This window comes from Acinetobacter sp. 243_ASPC (assembly GCF_001054715.1).
Taxonomy (GTDB): domain Bacteria; phylum Pseudomonadota; class Gammaproteobacteria; order Pseudomonadales; family Moraxellaceae; genus Acinetobacter; species Acinetobacter soli.
On the sequence record NZ_JVOR01000091.1, the window covers coordinates 141,754 to 163,910 of the forward strand.

Annotated in this window: 19 protein-coding genes; 11 read left to right on the forward strand and 8 right to left on the reverse strand. The window is 46.2% G+C overall.

Features of this window, described 5'->3' with window-relative positions; all coding sequences use genetic code 11:
- The first annotated feature begins 169 nt into the window (after positions 1-169).
- From prfB to ADA42_RS11470, 5 genes are all read left to right on the forward strand, one after another.
- Positions 170-1,265, forward strand: a protein-coding gene (prfB, locus tag ADA42_RS11450; protein ID WP_119690053.1) for a peptide chain release factor 2 whose coding sequence is annotated in 2 segments (ribosomal slippage) — positions 170-241 and positions 243-1,265 — 1,095 coding nt in all. Because the reading frame shifts where the segments join, the coding sequence is not laid out codon by codon here.
- 159 nt (positions 1,266-1,424) lie between these two features.
- On the forward strand, positions 1,425-1,724 hold the full coding sequence (locus ADA42_RS11455; protein ID WP_004933957.1) for an ArsR/SmtB family transcription factor: 300 nt from the start codon (positions 1,425-1,427) through the stop codon (positions 1,722-1,724).
- A 22-nt stretch (positions 1,725-1,746) separates the two neighbouring features.
- Positions 1,747-2,817, forward strand: coding sequence for an alkene reductase (locus ADA42_RS11460; protein WP_048765284.1), 1,071 nt, complete (start codon positions 1,747-1,749; stop codon positions 2,815-2,817).
- 91 nt (positions 2,818-2,908) lie between these two features.
- Entirely contained in the window at positions 2,909-4,192 is a 1,284-nt protein-coding gene (locus tag ADA42_RS11465) for a 3-deoxy-D-manno-octulosonic acid transferase (protein ID WP_048765285.1), read from the forward strand.
- Positions 4,189-4,896 carry a 16S rRNA (uracil(1498)-N(3))-methyltransferase gene (locus ADA42_RS11470; protein WP_048765287.1) on the forward strand — a complete coding sequence of 236 codons (708 nt, stop codon included), beginning with the start codon at positions 4,189-4,191 and terminating at the stop codon, positions 4,894-4,896. The genes ADA42_RS11465 and ADA42_RS11470 overlap by 4 nt, the downstream gene beginning before the upstream one ends.
- On the opposite strand, the gene ADA42_RS11475 is transcribed toward ADA42_RS11470, so the two are convergent.
- Both ADA42_RS11475 and ADA42_RS11480 read right to left on the reverse strand, forming a co-directional pair.
- A complete protein-coding gene (locus tag ADA42_RS11475; RefSeq protein WP_227264946.1) occupies positions 4,876-5,826 on the reverse strand; it encodes a mechanosensitive ion channel family protein in 951 nt (316 codons plus the stop codon). The genes ADA42_RS11470 and ADA42_RS11475 overlap by 21 nt on opposite strands.
- 135 nt (positions 5,827-5,961) lie before the next feature.
- A complete protein-coding gene (locus tag ADA42_RS11480) occupies positions 5,962-6,546 on the reverse strand; it encodes a DUF805 domain-containing protein (protein ID WP_048765289.1) in 585 nt (194 codons plus the stop codon).
- A gap of 285 nt (positions 6,547-6,831) precedes the next feature.
- Between ADA42_RS11480 and acs the strand changes: the two genes are divergently transcribed.
- Both acs and ADA42_RS11490 read left to right on the forward strand, forming a co-directional pair.
- Positions 6,832-8,787, forward strand: coding sequence for an acetate--CoA ligase (acs, locus tag ADA42_RS11485; RefSeq protein WP_004933976.1), 1,956 nt, complete (start codon positions 6,832-6,834; stop codon positions 8,785-8,787).
- A gap of 141 nt (positions 8,788-8,928) precedes the next feature.
- On the forward strand, positions 8,929-10,110 hold the full coding sequence (locus ADA42_RS11490) for an acyl-CoA dehydrogenase family protein (RefSeq protein WP_048765291.1): 1,182 nt from the start codon (positions 8,929-8,931) through the stop codon (positions 10,108-10,110).
- 22 nt (positions 10,111-10,132) lie between these two features.
- On the opposite strand, the gene ADA42_RS11495 is transcribed toward ADA42_RS11490, so the two are convergent.
- The 3 genes from ADA42_RS11495 to msuE all read right to left on the reverse strand — a co-directional run bounded on the left by ADA42_RS11495 (position 10,133) and on the right by msuE (position 12,769).
- Positions 10,133-10,684, reverse strand: a complete 552-nt coding sequence (locus ADA42_RS11495) for a cysteine hydrolase family protein (RefSeq protein WP_048765293.1) — start codon at positions 10,682-10,684, stop codon at positions 10,133-10,135.
- Between the two features lie 219 nt (positions 10,685-10,903).
- Complete coding sequence (gene sfnG, locus ADA42_RS11500) at positions 10,904-12,004, reverse strand: dimethylsulfone monooxygenase SfnG (RefSeq protein WP_004933984.1); 1,101 nt, start codon at positions 12,002-12,004, stop codon at positions 10,904-10,906.
- Between the two features lie 30 nt (positions 12,005-12,034).
- The gene (gene msuE, locus ADA42_RS11505) at positions 12,035-12,769 is read right to left on the reverse strand and encodes an FMN reductase (protein WP_004944832.1); all 735 of its coding nucleotides are present in this window, start codon (positions 12,767-12,769) and stop codon (positions 12,035-12,037) included.
- A 371-nt stretch (positions 12,770-13,140) separates the two neighbouring features.
- Between msuE and ADA42_RS11510 the strand changes: the two genes are divergently transcribed.
- A complete protein-coding gene (locus ADA42_RS11510; protein WP_004933991.1) occupies positions 13,141-13,791 on the forward strand; it encodes a response regulator in 651 nt (216 codons plus the stop codon).
- A gap of 60 nt (positions 13,792-13,851) precedes the next feature.
- On the opposite strand, the gene ADA42_RS11515 is transcribed toward ADA42_RS11510, so the two are convergent.
- A complete protein-coding gene (locus ADA42_RS11515; protein ID WP_004944834.1) occupies positions 13,852-14,622 on the reverse strand; it encodes a hypothetical protein in 771 nt (256 codons plus the stop codon).
- A gap of 361 nt (positions 14,623-14,983) precedes the next feature.
- Positions 14,984-18,484 carry a PAS domain-containing hybrid sensor histidine kinase/response regulator gene (locus ADA42_RS11520; protein ID WP_004933997.1) on the reverse strand — a complete coding sequence of 1,167 codons (3,501 nt, stop codon included), beginning with the start codon at positions 18,482-18,484 and terminating at the stop codon, positions 14,984-14,986.
- 184 nt (positions 18,485-18,668) lie between these two features.
- Here ADA42_RS11520 and ADA42_RS11525 point away from each other — a divergent pair, with 184 nt between their 5' ends.
- Positions 18,669-19,001: a DUF485 domain-containing protein gene (locus ADA42_RS11525; protein WP_004934001.1), complete on the forward strand. Its 333-nt coding sequence runs from the start codon at positions 18,669-18,671 to the stop codon at positions 18,999-19,001.
- A 1-nt stretch (position 19,002) separates the two neighbouring features.
- A complete protein-coding gene (locus ADA42_RS11530) occupies positions 19,003-20,718 on the forward strand; it encodes a cation acetate symporter (RefSeq protein ID WP_004934002.1) in 1,716 nt (571 codons plus the stop codon).
- 45 nt (positions 20,719-20,763) lie between these two features.
- Here the strand turns inward: ADA42_RS11530 and ADA42_RS11535 are convergent, their stop codons facing one another.
- A complete protein-coding gene (locus tag ADA42_RS11535; protein ID WP_048765294.1) occupies positions 20,764-21,141 on the reverse strand; it encodes a hypothetical protein in 378 nt (125 codons plus the stop codon).
- 202 nt (positions 21,142-21,343) lie between these two features.
- Here ADA42_RS11535 and ADA42_RS11540 point away from each other — a divergent pair, with 202 nt between their 5' ends.
- The gene (locus tag ADA42_RS11540; protein WP_048765296.1) at positions 21,344-22,039 is read left to right on the forward strand and encodes an ion channel; all 696 of its coding nucleotides are present in this window, start codon (positions 21,344-21,346) and stop codon (positions 22,037-22,039) included.
- The last annotated feature ends 118 nt before the right edge of the window (positions 22,040-22,157 follow it).

A 22,157-nucleotide genomic window follows, 5' to 3' on the forward strand; every position in this document is an offset into this window, starting at 1 on the left:
AATGAAGATTAGATTAATGTTGTAAAAACAAATTCATAACGCCTTATAGGGGTTAGATTTCAAACAAATTGGGGTTTTTTTATAGGACTAAAACGCAGTTTTTCTCTCTCGAAGCGGGCTGTGTTAAACTAGACAACGAAATAAATGAATGTAATGTGGGAATTGTGGCGTGGAAATTAATCCGTATTTGAACCAATTAAAAGATTTAACCGAACGTAGTCAAACACTACGGGGGTATCTTTGACTACGATCTAAAAAAAGAACGTCTAGAAGAAGTTTTACGCGAGCTTGAAGATCCGGCGATCTGGAACGACCAAAGCCGTGCTCAAGCCATGGCCAAAGAAAAAGGTGAGCTTGAAAACGTTCTAAACGTTTTAGATGGGCTTGCCAATCAGCTCGACGATGCTAAAGCAATGCTGGATCTTGCCGTTGAAGCCGATGACGAAAGCCTGCTCGAAGATGTTGATGCAGAGCTTGTGGCGGCAGAAGAAGCCTTGGCCAAGCTCGAATTTCGCCGGATGTTTAGCAATCCGATGGACCCGAACCCATGTTATGTCGAGATTCAGGCAGGTTCGGGTGGTACCGAGGCACAAGACTGGGCTTCCATGTTACTGCGTATGTACATGCGCTGGATCGAGCGTCATGGCTTTAAAGCTGAATTGATGGAAGAATCAGATGGTGATGTAGCGGGCATTAAGTCGGCCACTATCCGAGTCGAAGGCGAGTACGCATATGGCTGGTTACGTACCGAGTCTGGTGTACATCGTCTGGTGCGTAAGTCGCCATTTGACAGTGGCAACCGTCGTCATACCTCGTTTAGTGCTGTATTCGTTTCACCTGAAATTGATGACAATATTGAAATTGAAATCAATCCGGCCGATGTACGTACCGATACATACCGTGCATCGGGTGCCGGTGGACAGCACATTAACAAAACCGATTCTGCCGTGCGTTTGACTCACGCGCCGACAGGGATTGTGGTGGCTTGTCAGAACCAGCGTTCTCAGCATGCGAACCGTGACCATGCATGGAAACAGTTACGTGCAAAATTGTACGAACTTGAAATGCAAAAGCGTAATGAAGCTGCGCAAGCCCTTGAAGACTCGAAGTCTGATATCGGCTGGGGTAGCCAGATTCGCTCCTATGTACTGGATGACTCACGTATTAAAGACTTGCGTACTGGTGTCGAAAATTCAAATACAGGTGCTGTACTCGACGGCGATCTGGATAAATTTATCGAAGCCAGTTTGAAACAAGGCTTGTAATTGTAAACATCCGCAAAGCGTGTTTACCTGTGCTTACAATATATCTATGAAAATCGATATTAATATTTATAAAAATAGATATTAATATCGTAATTATGCGATACAATTTAAAGTATGGTGTTGAACAACGCTTTGCGCCCTAATCTTTGAGCTTTGCTTATGGATACCGATGTAATTTTTAAAGCCCTCGCCAATCCGACTCGTCGTCAGATTTTGGAATGGCTCAAGCATCCAACAAAATACTGGGCCGCAGAAGAATGCGGCAATTTTGAGCGGGGTGTTTGTGCCGGGCAAATTGAGCGATTAGGCAATGTGTCACAATCGACCATGTCTAATCATTTGTCTGTTTTACAACAGGCAGGTCTCATTACGGTAGAGAAATATGGCCAGTGGTCTTATTTTTCGCGCAACGAAGCGTTGATTCAGCAATATCTCGATCATTTAAAAGAAACGCTTTAATCGAGCGTAAGCTGAGGTTGTGATGGCTGAACTAAGTTCTCCGTTAAAAGTTGGTGATTTTGAATTAAAAAACCGTTTGGTGATGGCGCCGCTGACTCGCTCGCGCAGTGGGGAAAGCCGAGTGCCAAATGCGCTGATGAAAGAGTATTATCAGCAGCGTGCCAATGCAGGTCTGATCTTGACGGAAGCCACGGTGATTTCTCCTAAAGCCGTCGGTTATGAAGATACACCGGGACTTTGGACAGAAGAACAAGCACATGCTTGGCAACCCATTATTCAGGCGGTTCATGCACAAGGCGCCAAAATTGTGGCGCAGCTTTGGCATGTGGGCCGGATCTCAGATCCTCAGCTGCTTGATGGGGATCTCCCGGTTGCACCGAGCGCGATTCAGCCAGAAGGACATGTCAGCCTATTGCGTCCGAAACGTCCTTATGTGACACCGCGCGCATTATCGCTCGAAGAAATTGATGAGATTGTTCAACAGTACCGACATGCGGCTGAAATGGCCAAACTGGCTGGTTTTGATGGCGTAGAATTACATGCTGCCAATGGTTATTTAGTCGATCAGTTCTTGCAATCGCAAACCAATCAGCGTGATGATCAATACGGTGGTTCACTCGAAAATCGTGCACGTTTACTGTTGCAGATTGTCGATGAATTCATTGCAGTTTGGGGTGCTGGACGTGTTGGTGTACATATTGCCCCTCGCGGTGATTCGCACGATATGGGCGATGCCAACCCACTTGAAACCTTCGGTTATGTTATGCGTCAGCTCAGTGAGCGAGAAATTGCTTTTGTATTTTCGCGTGAATATGAAGCCGCAGACAGCATCGGGCCTGAATTGCGTAAACAATTTAGTGGTGTATGGATTGCCAATGAAAGCCTAACGCCAGATTCTGCGCGTCGTATATTGGCCAATGCCGATGCCGATGCCGTATCTTTTGGTAAAGCGTATATCGCGAATCCTGATTTGTACACGCGACTGATCAACCATGCACCGCTGAATGATGTCAATCCAGAAACTTTGTATGCCAAAGGTGCAGAAGGTTATACCGACTATCCTACGCTACGTGAATTGACGCTTGACGCCTAAATTTGCGTGAGTTAATCAGAGCGCCATACATTAACAAATGTATGGCGCTCTGCTATATTCTGCCCATCGAATATGTATTGAGACAGATGTATTGGCGACTCCATTGTGGTACAACGCGGCCTTGGTTTTACTCAAACCTTTGTACCGTTGGCGAATCCGTAAACGTGCCCAGAGTGACGCAGCATACCAGCAAGAATGTTGTGAACGTTTTGGTCCATTTCAGCCTCCTCAACATCGTCATGCCATCTGGTTTCATGCAGTCTCAGTCGGTGAGACCAATGCAGCACAGCCACTCATCGAACATTATCTTCAAGCGGGTCATCCGGTGTTGGTCACCAATACCACCAAAACGGGTCAAGCACGTGCCAAGACGCTTTTTTTAAAACCGCCCTATCAGGATCGTTTTCAAGCAGTTTATCTACCAGTCGATCAGGTGCATTTACTGCGTGAATTTTTTGCGCGTTATCAGCCTAAAATACTAATCTTGGTCGAAACTGAGCTGTGGCCCAATTTGATTGATCAGGCCGCACAACATGGAGTCGCCCGAGTCTTAATCAATGCGCGCCTGTCGGAAAAATCCGCACGGGGTTATGCCCGTGTGGCGGGTCTTACCCGAGGGATGTTGAACAATCTGAGCGCATTATTGGCGCAAGACCAGAATACTCAGCAGCGTTATATTGCGTTGGGCCTAGCCGCAGATAAATCCCAAGTGGTGGGAAATATCAAATTTGATATTCATGCACCCGAAGCGGTAGGGTTGCAAGCGGCATCTCTAGTGCAGCAGTGGCAACTCGGCACACGTAAAATAATGGTGCTTGCCAGTACTCATGCACCCGAAGAACAGCAGCTTTTGACTGCCCTTAAAACGCATCTAAATCATGATCCTGCGCTACTTTGTATTGTAGTGCCACGCCATCCCGAACGTTTTGATGAGGTTTTTCGTGTGAGTCAGGATCTAGGCTTAAATACCTCACGGCGCAGTCTTGCCGAATCTATCATGCCCGAGACGCAGGTTTATCTGGCCGATAGTATGGGAGAGTTGTGGTTGTGGTATGCACTGGCACAGGTTGCTTTTGTTGGGGGATCACTCAATACGCCCGGCGGTGGTCATAATATTTTAGAACCTATGGCACTGGATTGTCCGGTGGTGATTGGGCCACGTTATTTCAATTTTCAAACCATTGTAGATGAGTTTGTCGAGGCAGCAGCGATTGATGTTGCTCCAGATGCGCTTCAGGCAGTCGAGTATTTACTCAGCTATGCCAACGCATCTGCGCAAGCCGCGGCACGTGCTCAACATGCGCAAACCATTTTAGCCCGTAATCAGGGAGCACTGGATCGCCATATTACGCTGCTCGATGGATATATCACATGAATCTGGTCTTGATTCCACCACAAGAAAATCTCTCTGGGCCATGGCAAATTCATGCACCGCGTCAGGTCATGCATTTGCGCGAGCAACTGAACCTGCAAGTGGGAGATACGCTCAAAGTCGGGATACTGGGGCAGGCACGCTATCTCACCCGAGTGATGACAATTACAGCGCAATCTATTGAGGTAATGCCGCTACAGCAAGAAGCGTGTCCTAAAAAACTTCCAGTTACGCTTATTGTGGCACTGCCACGCCCCAAAGTGCTGCGCCGTTTAATCATGGACAGTGTGACACTTGGTGTTGAGCGAATTTGCCTGATTCACAGCTATCGGGTGGATAAGAGTTACTGGCAAACGCCATTTTTACAGCAGCTTGATGATTATGTACAACTGGGGCTAGAACAGGCCGGCGATACAATTGCTCCAGACATTCAGCTCTACAAACGCTTCAAACCGTTTGTAGAAGATATTTTACCGGGCATGATTCAACCAGAACGTCCAGCCTACGTGGCGCATCCGTATAGCGCACAAACCATGCCTATCAATATTTCACACGGCTGTTCACTCATTATTGGCCCCGAGGGTGGCTTTATTCCATATGAAGTCGAACTGATGCAAAAAAACGGCTGCCAGACGTATCAGTTAGGCAGCCGTATTTTGCGAACCGAAACCGCAGTATCTTACGTGTTAGGTCGACTGTTTAGCTGAGTCGGTAGGCGCTGAGGCAGTATGTGGCAATGCTGCGGTCGACTCTTTATGTACTTTTACTTCTTGTACCGGATAAGGAATATTAATACCTTCCTGATTAAAAGCACGTTTCACCTCAGTCTGAATCTCACTCACTGAAGCCGAAATATTGGTTTCAGTGGTATCAATCCACCAACGCACCGTGAGGTTAACCGAAAAATCGGCCAGTGCTGTCACATTCACACTAAATGCAGGCTGGCTGAGGACATTACGATTATTGTCCAAAATATTCAAAATAATACTTTTGGCTTGTTGTTCATCGTCGTCATAACCGATTCCGACCACAAACTCACAGCGACGGCGCTGATAGGCGGTATTCACGGTAATGGCACTGGTGTATACCGTGGCATTTGGAATCACAATGCGGCGCCCATCGTAGGAACGAATAAAGGTTGCGCGAATCTGGATATCTTCAACTGTACCTTCCATTCCGTTGACAACAATGTCATCGCCAATACGAAACGGTTCACCCAGTAAAATCAGTACGCCAGATAACAGATTTTGGAAAATATCTTTAAATGCAAAACCAATTGCCACCGAACCGATACCGAGTGCGCTCATGAGCTGGCCTGGTGTGAATCCTGGAATCGCAATCACCAGTGCAATCAGAAAACCGATAAACAAGATGAGGACAGATCCAACACGATTCAGAACCAAGACCAAATTTTGACGGGTATAACTACGATTGGTCAGGGTTTTATCAACGAATAGTTTAAAGACTTTGGTCAACAACCAGAAAACTAAAAATACGACAAGCGCGATACATAAATAAGGAATACGCTCCCAAAAACTATCTACAATTTTATCAATTGCAGTATAAGTTTCATGGTATTTCTCGGTATGCTGTAGAACGGATTGAGTGGTTTTTTGCCCCGCTTGTTGCAATAGCATCGCTGTATCTGATGCGACCTGATCTAGTTTATTTTCTTCAGACACTCGAATTCCTGATGTGATAAAAGTTAAGAGAAAAGTAATGCGAAAGTGTAGTATGAACTGTATATTCGCTCAACCTTTCACATATTTTGTTTAGAAATAACCAGTGTGTGACTGAAGCATTAAATGCTGTAAATCGATATTGCCAGTACTCATCATAAAGTGCATGGCTTGTCCAAAAACCAAAATGCTCATCACAAACATCAACACGACCAACCATCCCATCAGCTTTTCTAAAAAACGAGAAGGTCGGGGTGGACCATAATCATTTACCCCAGATGAACCCGGCGCGATCAGTAAATACAGCAGTAGAATCCATTGAATCACGGGCAGTAAAAACAGCAGGCTCCACCAGCCAGAATGATTGGTGTCGTGTAAGCGTCGAATGATAAGGAGCAGATGAAGATAGATAAATAACAACGTGCCAGCGAGCAGCAACCACCCCGAGCCATCGAGCCATAATGCAAACCCATGATCGTACAGTGTTCCGAAATCAAGACGAATTACACCTAAGCCGAAGTGAAGCAATAACAGCAATGCAATGGGTAACAAATTAAAGAAACCATACCAGCCCAAGTAGCTTAAACGATTAAAGCGCCCTCGAGTCGAGAAGGGGTGATCGTTACGGCGTGCAGGGTGTGATGACCAGTCGGAATGATCGGTTGAGGTAGAATGCATATCATCCTCCTGTTGAAGCGCTGCCTGAAACGTCAAGATAGATGCGGATACAGGCAATCGTATGAATGTCTTCAAGAAATACTACAACCAACATACAAAAAATGTTGAATCTTTGGGTGTTTAAATTGTTTCGAATCTGATAGGTTGAAAAATATACGACCAAATGCGTATTGTCAGGCCCAACCACGTGTGTGGATACTGCTTCAGCAACAACAAAAAAAGATCAAACACAGTGTCGGTTAAAAAAGCCTCGTGATGGGGCCTAAAAATCAAGGAAGTGATACTATGAATGAAATCTATCCAGTACCAGAAGAGTTTAAAAAAACAGCCCGAACCATTGAAGCCGATTATTTGGCGCGCTATCAGCAATCAATCGATGACCCTGATGGATTCTGGGCAGAAGAAGCCCGCAATGTCGATTGGATCAAGCCATTTACACAAGTTAAAAATACCAATTACGCGGCCGATGATTTTAAAATTGAATGGTTTGCCGACGGGCAATTAAATGTATGTGCCAACTGTCTGGATCGACATCTTAAAACACATCCGCACAAGCCTGCCATCATTTGGGAAGGCGATCATCCATCACGGCATAAAATTATTTCCTTCAAAGAGCTGTATGAAGAGGTGTGCCGTTTCGCCAACGTGCTAAAAAAATATGGCATCGAAAAGGGCGACCGTGTGGTGTTGTATATGCCAATGGTGTCTGAAGCGGCGATCGCCATGTTGGCCTGTGCACGGATTGGTGCGGTGCATTGTGTGGTATTTGGTGGTTTTTCACCCGATTCGCTCGCCAGCAGGATAGAAGATTGTCAGGCTAAACTGGTGATCACTGCCGATGCTGGTATGCGTGGCGGTAAGTTACTGCCATTAAAAGAAAGTGTCGATGAAGCCCTAAAAGTTAAGGGAACCGAGTCGGTTGAGCATGTGATCGTGGTTCATCGCACAGGTAATCCGGTTCGCTTTCAAGAGGGGCGTGATCTTTGGTATCACGTGGTGATTACCGAAGTGAATGATGTGTGTCCACCCGAACCCATGAATGCAGAAGATCCGTTATTTATTTTGTATACCTCCGGCTCGACGGGTAAACCCAAAGGTGTACTGCATACCACAGGTGGCTACTTGGTGTACGCCACCACCACATTCAGAGAAGTTTTTGATATCAAGCAAGATGATGTGTATTGGTGTACTGCCGATGTGGGCTGGATCACGGGGCACAGTTACCTGATTTACGGGCCGCTGTCGAACGGTACCAGTACGCTGATGTTTGAAGGTGTACCACAATATCCGACGTGGGCCAGAATTGGACATATTATCGATAAGCACAAGGTCACCATTTTATATACTGCCCCAACGGCAATACGCTCCATGATGCGTGAAGGCGATGCCTATGTACGTGAAAGTGATCGGAGCAGTTTACGACTGCTGGGCACGGTGGGTGAGCCGATTAATCCGGAAGCGTGGTCATGGTATTACAACGTCGTGGGAGAGGGACGCTGTCCGGTGGTTGATACTTGGTGGCAAACCGAAACTGGCGGAATTTTGATTGCACCACTTCCGGGTGCAACCGACCTAAAACCGGGCTCGGCTACACGTCCATTTTTTGGTGTGCAACCTGCACTGGTAGATGGTGACGGACATGAAATTGAAGGTGCTGCCGAAGGCAATCTTGTGATTAAAGATGCTTGGCCAGGACAGATGCGAACCATCTGGGGCGATCCGAAACGGTTCATTGAAGCTTATTTCTCGACCTTTCCCGGGCGTTACTTTACCGGCGATGGTGCACGTCGTGATGAAGACGGTTATTACTGGATTACCGGACGAGTCGATGATGTGTTGAATATTTCGGGGCACCGCTTGGGTACAGCCGAGATCGAAAGTGCACTGGTTGCGCATCCGCATGTGGCTGAGGCTGCGGTGGTGGGTATGCCGCATGACATTAAAGGGCAAGGCATTTGTACCTTTGTGACGCTACAGGCAGGTGTGGAAGAGTCTGAAGAATTACGTCAAGAGCTGGTACAGTGGGTGCGAAAAATACTGGGACCGATTGCTACCCCAGACGCGCTGCACTGGGCACCTGCTTTGCCCAAAACCCGCTCTGGAAAAATCATGCGGCGCATTTTAAGAAAAATTGCGGCAAATGAGCTAGACAGCTTGGGCGATACCTCCACCTTGGCAGATCCCGCCGTGGTTGAACATCTGATTCATACGGTATACCCAGCGTCGAAAGCAGCCACTTAAGTACTGACAGCATCTCCTGCTTAAGTGAGCAGGAGGTGTTTTTATTTTATTGTTTTGAGCAAAGCTATGCCTAAATTTGCATAAAGCAGTGGGCAGAGATTTGCTAGGCTTAGACCTTGTTTTGGTCCTTCGGATTTGCGCATGAATCAACCTTATTTTGCACAGACATTTGATCCCTTGGCACAAGCTCAAAGCTTGGCGGCAGCGTTTGAGAAAACCGCAGCCGTACGGGACAAGCAAGGGGGCACGGCCAAAATTGAGCGTGATTTGATTCGGGCAAGCGGACTACTCTCGCTTTCAATTCCCAAAGCATATGGTGGGCAGGGAGCCGACTGGGAAACAATTTTTAAGACCATTCAACTGATTGCACAGGTCGATAGTTCTTTGGCGCATGTCTATGGTTTCCACCACTTACTGATTGCCACGGTTCAGCTTTTTGCCCAGCCCGAGCAGTATGAGAGCTGGTTTCGCCAGACCGCTCAGCAACAGCTCTTTTGGGGCAATGCACTGAATCCGCTAGATCGGCGTACGCAGGTGCAAGCGCTCAACGACGATACTTTTATTTTTCAGGGTGAAAAAAGCTTTTGTTCGGGTTCAATCGATTCAGACATGCTGCTTTGTTCGGGTTATACCCAAGAGGATAAACTGCTGATTGCGGTAGTGCCCACGCAACGTGACGGTATTCGTTTTTTAGGCGACTGGAATAACATGGGACAGCGCCAGACCGACAGCGGCACAACTCATTTTGAACAGGTCAAGATTTTAAAGCATGAATTACTGCTCAATCCCGGGCCACTGAGTACACCGTATTCGAGCCTAAGGCCTTTAATTGCGCAGCTGATTTTTGTGCATTTGTTTTTGGGCGTCGCAGAGGGCGCTTTTAAAGTCGCGCATCAGGCGGTGCAACATCAAAAAGCATGGGCCACGTCAAGCGCAACGCAAAGTGTAGATGACCCCTATATTCAAAAGCATTTTGCCGAATTTTACGTGCAACTTGAAAGTGTCCGCTTACTGACCAACAAAGCCCGTACGCTCTTACAAAACGCGTGGAACGAAGGGCCAGACTTGAGTGCTCAGCAACGGGGTGAGGTATCGGTGGCGGTGGCCACAGCGAAAATTGCAGCGACTCGCACGGGGCTGATGCTCACACAAGATATGTTTCAGGTGATGGGTGCCAGAGCGACTACAGCAGCGCTGAATCTGGATCGCTTCTGGCGAAATGTACGGACCCAAACCTTGCACGATCCGATCGATTATAAATATCAAGAGGTCGGGGAGTGGATATTAACTGGCAAAGTTCCGCATCCTAGTTTTTATTCCTAACCATGACCTTTGGTGTTGAATCTCAGGTTGCAGCGTGCGCCTGTAAAAAAGCCGCGGTGCTTTGAACATCGGCAAAGGTGGTGAGTGCACTCAAAAACGCATGTTGTACGGCATCGGCGGGTGTGGTGTGATTTTCAAAGGTTAAATCGCGTGTTGCTGTTGCATCGGCAATTAAAATCGGCTGATAGCCACGCTCTGCTGCGGCACGGGTACTGGAGTCGATACACATGTGCGTCATCATGCCGGTAATGACCAACTGTTCAATCTCTAAGGTTTTTAAGGTGTCTTCTAGTGAAGTATTTAAAAAACTATTCGGTTTGTTTTTTGGAATGACAATCGCATGAGCTTGGCGCTTGAGCCCGGTATGTAACTCGACTCCAGATGTATTGGGACGAAAAAAAGTGGCTTCTGGTGGGTTGATATGCTGAATATAGATAACCGGTAAATTCTGCTCGACAAAATACGTTTCAAGACGATTAATCTGGCTGAGCACTTGGTCTGGGCCCGCCAGTGTCATTGCACCACCTTCAAAATAGTCATTTTGTACATCAATGATCAGCAACGCTTGTTTCATGGTTTATTCTCGTTTTGATGATGCGATGTTTTTAGCTTAAATGGGAATATCCCTCGATACCATGTCAGATTGAGGTAAAATTGTTGGGCTTCGTTATCTCATGAGTTATTGTGATTTGAAGAATGATTGCGTTACAGCATTTTTAAAATAAAAAAATACCCCGAGCCGAGTCTCAGGGTAAAGATGTATGTACCACCACGTTATTATTATAATTTCTCCTTAAGCAGATTTGGCGGTGATTTCCTGCTGCTGTTCCAGTTCGCGTACCAGTGGCAACACATGCTGTCCGAAATACTCGACTTCTTCGATAAAATGTAAAAACCCAGACAAAATCAGATCAACCCCCACATGTTTCAAGGCAACAATGCGTTCTGCGATTTGCTGCGGTGTTCCAATCAGATTGGTTTTAAAGCCATCGTTATACTGCACTAAATCTTCGAAGGTCGACTTGGCCCAGTTTCCTTCACCTTCGGGGCTGGCAGCTCCCGCCTGACGTGTGGCATCGCCAAAGGCATGTACCGCTTCGGTATTGGCCTGATCAATAATTGACTGTAATACGGCTTGCGCTTCTTGTTCTGTATCTCGGGCAATAATAAAGGCATTTACGCCAATTTTAACCTGATGCTGGTTGGCCTTGGCTTTGCTGCGAATATCGTGTACTTGTTTTTGAATTTCCTCGACGCTATTGCCGTTGGTAAAATACCAGTCCGATACCCGGGAAGCCATATCACGTGCTGCCCGTGAGCTGCCTCCTTGAAAGACTTCGATATGCGGTTGCTGTAGCGGTTTTGGCTTTAAGGTATAGTTTTGAAACTGATAGTACTTGCCGTCAAAACTAAAATTGTCTTGTGTCCAAATGCCCTTTAGGCTGCGGATAAATTCCTCAGAGCGTGCATAGCGCTGATCGTGCTCTGGCCATGGTTCGCCAATGGCATCAAACTCACCTTTAAACCAGCCACTCACCACATTGATGGCAATACGCCCCTGCGTGAGATAGTCAATGGTCGCCAGTTGTTTGGCTGCCAGTACGGGTTTCCATGGGCCGGGTAATATGGCCGCAATTACTTTAAGCTTTTCGGTTTTGGCCAATAAGGCATGACTAAAGCTCACCGATTCATGCTGATACTCTGCGCCGTAGCCCGCAGTAAAGCGAATCTGGGTCAGGGCATATTCAAAGCCATTTGCTTCTGCGGCCTGAGCCAGTTTAATGTTGTATTCGTAGCTCCAGTCAGTTCGTTGTTCGATATTGCTGACCACGAGTCCACCACTGACATTGGGGACCCAGTACGCAAATTTGATGGGTGCAGTTGATTGACTCATGGCAAAACTCCTTCTCATAAACGGTACGGCTTAGGCCACGTTGCTTTTTAAATTTTTAGGATGCAAGCGAGATTCGGCAGCGTCCAGATTGGGAACCGCAGCCGATGGCAAAACTTCGTCCTGCTCGATTTGTTTGTTGATGCCCAGATTTTGGTTGGCCTGTGCCGTTTTGTCTTTGACCACCTCGGCGCGCTGGCCTTTGGCAGGTGCCCATTCCAAAATAGGCAATGCACGTGCCACAGCCAACGTGATACGGTCACGAAGTAAATCGCTTTGAATGCTATAGTCTTTCGCAAAGTCACGATCGGTGGCGTAGACGCCAATTGGCAGTGTTTGGGCTTGGAAAAAGCTAAACAATGGGCGTAGCTGATGTTCAAGTACGAGGGCATGGCGGTCACTACCACCTGAGGCTGCCAGCAAAACAGGGACATCAACCAGCGCGGTTTGTTCAACGAAATCAAAAAAATGCTTAAATAGACCAGTAAAAGATGCACGGTATACCGGCGTACCTACAATCAAGGCATCGGCTGCTTCAACCTTGGCCAGATCGTCTTGCACGCGCTGGGGAAGCTGGTTACGGTAAATCGCACCGCCAAGCAAATGACCGATTTCGCTAAACTTAATAAAATGCACCTGAATCGGGGTTGCATCGGCCAGCTCATTTAGAATTTCTTGAACCAGTGCTTCAGTTTTAGATGGATGATTTAAACCGCCAGAAACGGCAACAATATTGAGTGGTTTTTGAGTATTTGAATGTTGTGGCATGATCAACCTAAATAGCAAATAAAACGATTGATCCTATTAATCGGTATTTCCAGCCTCAGGTAAAATAATCAAATTGTGAAACCTTATCGTTTTTTCTTCTATATTGGCACACGCGTTCATCGGTGTATAAAGGCTATTTTAACCCTATGAATTTATTTTATTTTCTTCTTTAAGATAAGGTCTTCAGTATTTTTAATAAAATTATAACAATAATCACTAAGCTTTAAGCGATTTTGAAAAAACGAAAAAAATACTGAAATCTAACGGCTTAACCGACATTTTATATAAAAATTGGGTAATATGGTTCTATCCTTAAAGCCAGCAGTATGAGTAAAATCAAGATACTGCGCCAGAGATCTCTCGTTTCGCTTATGAATATTTTAATCGTCGATGATCATCCTCTGTTTCGCCATGCCCTAATTCAGGCGGTGCGATACAGTCTGCCTCAAGCTCAAATTTATGAAACTGCAGCAGTCAATGAATTTTACGAGCGCTTAGAAAGTGGAGCAGAGCCAGATCTGGTATTGCTGGATTTAAACTTACCGGGTGCATCGGGCTTTTCTGCGCTGGTGCATGTGCGTGCGCAATATCCGTCCCTACCGATTATTGTGGTGTCTGCACATGAAGAGACCTCGATTATCCAGCGTGCGATTGCTCATGGTGCCATGGGCTATATTCCAAAATCTGCGCATCCAAGTCATATTGGCGAAGCCATCCGCCATGTGCTCGAAGGTGAAATCTGGTTGCCACCCAACTTACCTAATAATTTAAGTTTCGATCCGCGCGCTGCAGATGAAACTGAGCTGGCCGAACGTATTCAGTCGCTGACGCCGCAGCAGTTTCGCGTTTTAATGATGGTGGCTGAAGGCTTGCTCAATAAGCAAATTGCCTATGAATTAGATGTTTCAGAAGCGACCATTAAGGCGCATGTGACCGCTATTTTCCGTAAACTGGGCGTACAAAATCGTACCCAAGCGGTATTGGCGATTAACGCCTTAAATATTGAAGACAAAAGACTTTAACTATTTAAGTGTATATGTAAAAAACAGGGGAAAATCCCCTGTTTTTTTATGGCCAAAAATTTAAGCCAGACAGTCTTGCTTGGTGGTAATGTTGTCACAGTACAGCGGATTAAGCGCACAGTGCAGTTCATCGATTTGATCTTGAGTCACATAACCTTTTTGTTTGAGATACTCGGCCACGCGATCATCGCGCAAGCTCAAAAAGGTGGCGTCATACACCCCTAAATCGACAAACAAGGCCGCCGTTTCGAGGCTGTTGAATCGATCCAGAAAGATATCGTCGCCATACATTAAAAAGATATGATCATCTTCGGCACGCATGTCGACATTCAAGCGCTGGGCCAGCTTTTTAGGTGCTGTCTTGATAAAAAGTAGATCCGATAGTTCATCAAACTGCGACATATCCAGTGCCTCATGACCGTGTTTGACTCGTCCAAGCCATGCTTTAAACACCAACACCGCACCGCCACGAAGTAACATGCTCCACATTTGATGGCGGATTTTTTCATCTAGCATGTTGCCTTCCGATTCAAGCTGTTGCAGCAGATCTTCTTCTTTTTGGGCAAGTTTTTCAAATAATCCGAGTCCTTGTGGGCGATACATGGCCGGTTCAAACACGTCGAGCTGTAACTCATCAAACACTTGCAAGGCCAGTGGCACAACACTGCGGTATATGGTATCGAGGGCCTGTTTGTGTTCTGCTTTGAGTTTACTGTGTGGAAACAAAACGTCCCAATCGATATCGGGTAACAGGGCATTGGCACTGTATTCACGATAAAATTGCTGTGAACTGTGTAGATCGAATGAAGCTGCATCATCTGAGGTAATCATGACGAATGTCCTTTCTTATATCTGCAAGAGATCAACCGATCGGGTTGATGTGGGCTGCTTTTCACTGTTATGAGTTTTTTGGAATGCAATAGATATTAGACTAAAGTTTTATAGTGGCTATTTTTATGATAAAAGTTATATTTTTCAAATCATTATTGAATTGTAACTAACTATGGCAGTGTTCATTTACAAAAAGGTCAGACTTTGCCATAGTCACTCGTACTTTGCTGGATTTGATCAATCAATCGCCAAAAAAAAGCGCGCTATCTGAACACTTTTGCCAACCATTCGTCTATGTGGCATGGCTTCAGGTCATTTCTTGCAAAAAATGGCCTGAAGCGGGTAGGTAGAGCCAAGCGTTTTAGCGAGTTGGAGATGAAATTTTCAAGCCAGATAACCATGCCCGTAATCCGGCCGGTTTAAGTGGCTTTTTGAGTAACATCACATTGAGCTCTTTGAGTCGCTGTGGCAGCTCGGGATCGGAGTCTGCGGTAATCAGTGCAACCGGAACCTGATCTTGTCGATGCTGCAAAATAAAGTCGAGGCCGAGTTGCTGGTTGTTCAGATGCTGGTCGATCAACCAGACCTGAATATTATGCTGTTGAATCAAGGTGTAGGCCTGTTCGGGTTCTGTGGCTTTAAAGACTTCATACCCCCATTTCGACAACAGCGTACTCATCCCCTCCAAAATGGTTTCGTCATTGTCTAAACATAAAATCCGGTAAGCTTTGGTTTTTAGGGGAATCGCCTGTGCTTGCGGTGCCATCACTTTAGGCGCATCTACGGTAGGTACCTCAATGATAAAGCATGAGCCTTGACCAATTTGGGAGTACACCTCGACCGGATGATCGAGCAAACTGGTCATACGCTGTACAATTGCCAGACCCAATCCTAGACCTTGTTCACCCCAAGGCGAAGTATGGCCGCAGCGTTCAAACTCTTGAAACAGTTTGATGCGCTGTTCTTCTGCAATCCCTGGGCCTGTATCCCATACCCCTATACGGATATGCTGTGGTCGGGTGCTATGGCGTAACACGCCCACCACCACACGGCCCTTGGCGGTGTAACGTAAGGCATTACTGACAAAGTTTTGAATAATCCGACGAATCCACTGTGGATCGGTATCGATCCAGAATTTGGCATCGTGGACATTCAGGCGAATATTACGCTGCGCTGCAATCGACTTAAATTGCAGTTCGAGATCGCTCAATAAATCATGCAGTGGGTAAGACTGTCGTTTGGGCTGTAATGAGCCGCCTTCAAGACGTGCAATATCGAGCAATGCAGACAACATGCTTTCGGCACCATGTAGCGCTCGATCAAGCTGTTGGAGCGTTTTACGATCGTCCTCACGAGACACACTTTGCTCCAATGCAGTACTAAACAAACGCGCCGCATGCATGGGCTGAAGCAGATCGTGACTGGCTGCAGCAATAAAGCGGCTTTTCGACATATTGGCCTTGTCGGCCTGTTCACGTGCAAGCTGTTGCTCGGCCAAAGCGGTTTCAAGCTGCTGGGTACGATCACTGACCCGTGCTTCCAAAATCGCCTCATTTTCACGAAACGCCGTGATGTCGGCAAAGGTGGTAACAAAGCCACCGCCTTCGATAGGATTACCGCGCATTTGAATGACACGGCCATCTTTACGAATCCGTTCAAATTCATGTGCGCTGCCCACTTTCATCCAGTGAATTCGCTTACGTACATGTTCTTCAATTGAGCCTGGTCCGCATTCACCGCGTTCGGCGTTATAACGAATCAGATCGGCAATTGGACAGCCGACGTACACCAGATCTTTCGGGTAATCAAACAGCTTTAAATATTGATTGTTCCATGCCACCAGACACATGTTTTCATCGACCACGCTCACGCCTTGGGTCATATGATCGATCATGGTCATGAGCAAATTCTGGTTAAAGCGCTGCCACTGCGAGGCTTGGTCCAAAATATTGGCCACCTGACCCAAGGCCAGTCCATTATTGACCATGGCGGTGGTGAGTAATGTCCGTGCAGATGCCGCCCCAATCGTGCCCGCCAAATACTGCTCGGTGAAGCGCCACCACATGCCGTTGGCGACGCTGTTGGGATTAAGCAACACATCATTTTGCTCACAAAACTGTTTGAAGGCCTGTTGTGTTGGCCCTTCACCGGTAATGCGTTTGGCCAGCGTGATCAAATCACCCACTTTAAGCCGAGCCGCATCGTGATGCAGATAGCTCATATCTGTTGAGGTGTGATGCGATGGTAAAGGCTTGGTTTCGTAGTAAAAGAAACTTTCCGCCTGAATCTGCTCTGCCACACTGGGGCGATAAATCTTGGAAATCCAGACATACAAAATGGTGTTGAGGCCCAATGACCAGATCACCCCGTGAGTCAATGGCGCAAAAGATTCGAAGCCAAGCAAAGCCTCAGGGCGCAAGAGGTTTAAGTGAAAAGGACCAAATACCAGCACCTGATGCGCGAAGGCTTGATAGGCGTCTGGAAGGCTTCTTAAAATTGTCGGGAACAGCAGGGTATAGGTCCACATGAAAAAACCGACAATGAGTCCGGCATATACGCCTTGACGGCTTCCACCGCGCCAGTACAAACCTCCAATAAGTGAGGGCGCAAATTGTGCTACTGCACTAAAGGCCAGTAAACCAAAGACTGAAAGCTGATCGATATCATTAAAAAAGTGGAAAAATAAAAACCCGAGTAGCATCACAGCCAAAATACAAATACGTCGGGTGAGCTTTAAAAATTGTGGTAAGCGTTTATCGTGTCTGGATAATAAATTTAGGCGCCAGAGTGCTGGCATGATCAGATCGTTACTGAGCATGATCGACAAAGCCACTGACGATACCAGAAGCATACCGGTTGATGCCGAAAAACCTCCCAAAAATGCCAGTAAGCTGAGCCAATCCTGATTAAAACTTAATGGCAGTGACAGTACTGCCACATCTGGAATAGTTAAAAAATTAGGTGATGCATGCAGTGCCCAACTGGCAATCGGAATAATTGCCACGGTGGTTAAAATTAAATACACCGCAAACCAGCGGCGCGCACCGCGAATATGTTTTTCGTCACGTAACTCGACCACCGCCACATGAAACTGCCGCGGTAAACAAATAATGGCCAGTCCGGCAAGTAGCGTTTGAATCCAGAAGGTTTCTGGTACACCAAACATCTGTACATTGTGAAAGGTTTTGGCGACATCTTCACTGACTTGTCGCATATTGGCGGGCGATTCAATCAGAAAAAAAACCGCCACGCACAGCAGGGCAAACAGCTTGACAAATGACTCAAAGGCGACTGCCAGCATGAGACCGCCATGTTGTTCGGTATTGGCAATTTGCCGTGTACCAAACATCATGGCCAGCAAAGCCAATATGCCGGTCAGGAGTAATACGCTATTGGTGGCCGTAGTCAAATGATCGGTGGCCTGATCTAAAATCACCGCAGTACTCAATGCCACGGCACGCAATTGCAACGCCAAGTACGGAATAATCGCAATCACCGCCAAAATGGTCACCAGTGAAGCCAAGGTCCCGCTTTTACCGTAACGTGCGGCAATAAAGTCGGCAATCGATGAGACAGCATGGTGCTGGCGAACACGGCCTAAGCGTCGCCAAATATCGTAGCCAAACCAGATAAAAATCAGGGGACCCAGATAAATGGGCAGGAAAATAATACCATCTCGCACAGCGGCACCTGTGGCGCCGTAAAAGGTCCAAGATGAACAATATACGCCCAGTGTCAGGCTAAACAGCAGCATTCGTCCGCGAGGTCCTAAACGGCTGGCATGCCGCTCACCAAAAAAAGCGCAGAGAAATAAGACTAAAATATAGAGGGCGAGTCCGCCGATAATAAGCCAGCTGTTCATGCGATCGAATCTATGAAAACACAGGCCTATCATACCTTAAGCCACTTTAAAGCCCTGCATGTTGATTAAAATTTAGCGACCAAAGTCTAAGTTACGAACCTCATACAACATTGCTAACGTTATAGCGTGAAGAAAAAGGATTACAAAAAGCGTCCGACGATGGCCGCGGTAAAAGGAGCAGATTATGGATGACGTTCAGGTAGAAAGAATTCTACAGAATCCAAAATTTAAAAAAATGGTCAGCAAAAAAGCCACACTCAGTTGGACTCTTACCATCATTATGTTGGTGGTCTATGTGGGCTTTATGTTGTTGGTTGGATACAACAAAGAGTTTCTAATGAGCTCTTTTAGTGGCGGTGTCACCACCTGGGGTATCCCGCTTGGTCTTGGCATTATTGTTCTGTCATTTGTTTTGTGCGGTGTGTATTCGTATATCGCCAACAACAGCCTTGACCATCTCAATGAAGCTGCATTGAGAGAAGTTGAGAACATCACTCATGAGAAAGGACTGCACTAAGATGAAATGGACTTCATTTAAAGCGCCAGCACTGATGGCAATCAGCTTGCTGATGTCAACCCTCGCAGTTGCGGGGCCTGATTTGGGCGAAGCGCAGCAACAGGCCACCAACTGGCACGCAATTATCATGTTTGTGATGTTTGTCGGTGCAACCTTGTTCATTACCAAATGGGCAGCCAAACAAACCACCAATACCAAAGATTTCTACACGGCAGGTGGCGGAATCTCAGGTTTTCAAAACGGTTTGGCGATTGCCGGTGACTACATGTCTGCGGCATCGTTCTTGGGAATTTCCGCTTTAGTCTTTAGCTCAGGCTTCGATGGCTTGCTTTATTCACTGGGTTTCATGGTGGGCTGGCCAATCGTATTGTTCTTGATCGCAGAGCGTTTACGTAATTTGGGTAAATACAATTTATCTGATGTGGTGTCATTTCGTTTGGAAGAAAAACCAGTACGTACCTTGGCAGCTTTTAGCTCGCTTGTGGTAGTGGCGTTTTATCTGATTGCGCAAATGGTGGGTGCAGGGCAGCTCATTAAACTACTTTTCGGTTTGAACTATAACATTGCGGTTGTAATTGTGGGTTTACTCATGATGGCCTACGTGATGTTTGGCGGCATGTTGGCGACCACATGGGTACAAATCATCAAAGCGGTACTGTTGCTGTCTGGTGCAACCTTCATGGCGTTTATGGTGATGAAAGCGGTTGGATTTAGCTTCAGTAACATGTTTACCCAAGCCATCGATGTTTATGCCAATGTGCGTAGTATCAGCATGGAAGAGGCAGCAAAAATTATGGGACCAGGGAAACTGGCCGCCAACCCAATTGATGCGATTTCTCTTGGCTTAGCGCTCATGTTTGGTACAGCGGGTCTGCCACATATTTTGATGCGATTCTTTACGGTAAAAGATGCTAAAGAAGCGCGTAAATCTGTAGTGGTGGCGACTGGCTTTATTGGCTACTTCTACTTGCTGACGTTTATTATTGGTTTCGGTGCGATTCTATTTGTTTCGAACAATCCGCAATTCCTTGATGTTGCCAAAGCAGCGGTAACAGGTAAGCTTGAATTGGTCGGCGGAAACAACATGGCAGCGGTTCACTTGAGTGATGCACTCGGTGGCGATCTGTTCATGGGCTTTATCTCTGCTGTTGCCTTTGCAACCATTTTGGCTGTAGTGGCAGGTTTGACCTTGTCGGGTGCATCTGCAATTTCACATGACTTGTATGCCAACGTATTCAAAAAAGGTCAAACCACACCAGAATCTGAATTGCGTATGTCAAAAATCGCAACATTAGGCTTGGCAATCTTCGCCATGATTCTGGGTATCTTGTTTGAAAAACAAAACGTTGCGTTCATGGTTGGCTTGGCCTTCTCTGTGGCGTGCTGTGCGAACTTCCCGGTGCTTGTATTGTCAATGTTCTGGAAAGGTTTAACCACACGTGGCGCCGTGATTGGTGGCGTGGTTGGTTTGACGACGGCGGTAGTCCTGATTATTCTGTCTAAAGCCGTGTGGGTAGACACACTTAAAATCTCAGATACACCGATCAATCCATTTAATGGCCCAGCAATTTTTGCAATGCCGTTGTCGTTCATTTGCTGCTGGTTGTTCTCGGTGACTGATAATTCGGCCCGTGCCAAAGCAGAACGTAAAGCATTTGATGCGCAGTATGTGCGTTCAATGACCGGTATTGGAATTTCGGGTGCTTCAGATCACTAAGGTGCGTCTGTCAGACACATAAAAAAAGCGCCGTTGGCGCTTTTTTTATTGCTTGGTGTATACATCGCCGTTGAGCTGCATGTGCCATTTTTGATTCATCTGATACGGCGCGCGATCAATTTTGAACACCTGACTAAATTCGCCTTGACCGATCTGAAACTGCTGTGCATTAAAGTCGCTGATACTGGCTTTTAAGTCTGACTTGGCAGCATATTTCAAATCGTGATCTGGCGTTTTTTGTTCTTGAGTCACGTTCTGCCGATAATCCACTTGCCCGGTTTTTTCAATCACCAAACTACTGTGACTGCTTTTCCACTGGCCAATATATTCTGGATGCTGCTCGAGCATCGGATTGGTTTTGCTGCATCCGACAAACAGTAGCGAGGCCATGCAGCAGCCCATGAGTGTTGTTTTGATATGCATATAAAGCCCTCTTCGCTTCATTGATACTTTTGAGTATGCACCGATTATTTCGGGTCAAATAGTGCAGTTTGATAATGTTATGTCATAAAACGTGATCTATTTCCGCTTTCATCTATAAAATCACTTGACGACTTGCTTAAGCACACGACAAGATTCAGACATTCGCTCAGATGAAAACAACAAGAACGGGACGCCTCTTTTTATGTCGATTGCTCAAGATTTCAAACAACATTTCCGTTTACTGCCTTCGGCTTGGCTACTGGTGGTGCAACTGTTCATTTTGATTTTGTCTTTTTTTACCTATGATCATGGTGCCTATCGTGTACTGACTTGGATTTTGGGGGTACTGGCACTTTTATTGATTGGTCGAGTCATTCGTGAAACCAGTGTATTTACTCTCACGGGCTTATTTTTTGTGTTGGGCGCACTCTTTTTTTCAGTCTTGATTTTACTGGGCTTTAATCAGGTTTCAATTCAGATTCTGACGCATGGATTTGAGGCATGTGCTTATTTCTATGCCGCCTATGGCTTATTGCGCTATATGTTTGCAGACCGATATCTAACCAAAGATGAGCTATTTGCAGCAGGGGCAGTGTTTACACTCATTGCATGGGGGTTTGCCTTTTTGTACAACATTTGCCAGTTGTTGGTGCCGATGAGTTTTAGTAAACCCGATCATCAGGGCTTACAAAGCTGGTTAGACCTATTATTTTTGAGTTTTAGTTTACAATCGGCTACCGGGCTTTCCGATATTTTTCCGATCAGCCCTGCGGCACGGGTAATTTCAATTCTTCAAATGTTTATGGGCGTGATGTTTTTGGCCGTGGTGGTGTCACGTCTGGTGGCATTGCAATATATTTCGCATTTGCCAGAAAAAAATTATCATGATGATACATAGCCTGTTACAGCTCTGTAACTTCTTTATTTTTCAGCAGGCTATACAATAATAACGCGCTTAATGCGCCTTTTTGCTTTTCACGACAGTGAATTTTTCTGACACATCGTTGTCGTTGGTT

Bases quoted from the DNA above. Each gene is read 5' to 3' on its own strand.
- ADA42_RS11535 (WP_048765294.1), bottom strand. From the start codon at position 21,141: ATGCATATCAAAACAACACTCATGGGCTGCTGCATGGCCTCGCTACTG.
- ADA42_RS11475 (WP_227264946.1), bottom strand. From the start codon at position 5,826: ATGCTATTGCAACAAGCGGGGCAAAAAACCACTCAATCCGTTCTACAG.
- ADA42_RS11540 (WP_048765296.1), top strand. From the start codon at position 21,344: ATGTCGATTGCTCAAGATTTCAAACAACATTTCCGTTTACTGCCTTCG.
- ADA42_RS11480 (WP_048765289.1), bottom strand. From the start codon at position 6,546: ATGCATTCTACCTCAACCGATCATTCCGACTGGTCATCACACCCTGCA.
- ADA42_RS11530 (WP_004934002.1), top strand. From the start codon at position 19,003: ATGAAATGGACTTCATTTAAAGCGCCAGCACTGATGGCAATCAGCTTG.
- ADA42_RS11495 (WP_048765293.1), bottom strand. From the start codon at position 10,684: ATGAAACAAGCGTTGCTGATCATTGATGTACAAAATGACTATTTTGAA.
- ADA42_RS11470 (WP_048765287.1), top strand. From the start codon at position 4,189: ATGAATCTGGTCTTGATTCCACCACAAGAAAATCTCTCTGGGCCATGG.
- ADA42_RS11525 (WP_004934001.1), top strand. From the start codon at position 18,669: ATGGATGACGTTCAGGTAGAAAGAATTCTACAGAATCCAAAATTTAAA.
- ADA42_RS11520 (WP_004933997.1), bottom strand. From the start codon at position 18,484: ATGAACAGCTGGCTTATTATCGGCGGACTCGCCCTCTATATTTTAGTC.
- sfnG (WP_004933984.1), bottom strand. From the start codon at position 12,004: ATGAGTCAATCAACTGCACCCATCAAATTTGCGTACTGGGTCCCCAAT.
- ADA42_RS11490 (WP_048765291.1), top strand. From the start codon at position 8,929: ATGAATCAACCTTATTTTGCACAGACATTTGATCCCTTGGCACAAGCT.
- ADA42_RS11455 (WP_004933957.1), top strand. From the start codon at position 1,425: ATGGATACCGATGTAATTTTTAAAGCCCTCGCCAATCCGACTCGTCGT.
- ADA42_RS11460 (WP_048765284.1), top strand. From the start codon at position 1,747: ATGGCTGAACTAAGTTCTCCGTTAAAAGTTGGTGATTTTGAATTAAAA.
- msuE (WP_004944832.1), bottom strand. From the start codon at position 12,769: ATGCCACAACATTCAAATACTCAAAAACCACTCAATATTGTTGCCGTT.
- ADA42_RS11515 (WP_004944834.1), bottom strand. From the start codon at position 14,622: ATGATTACCTCAGATGATGCAGCTTCATTCGATCTACACAGTTCACAG.
- acs (WP_004933976.1), top strand. From the start codon at position 6,832: ATGAATGAAATCTATCCAGTACCAGAAGAGTTTAAAAAAACAGCCCGA.
- ADA42_RS11510 (WP_004933991.1), top strand. From the start codon at position 13,141: ATGAATATTTTAATCGTCGATGATCATCCTCTGTTTCGCCATGCCCTA.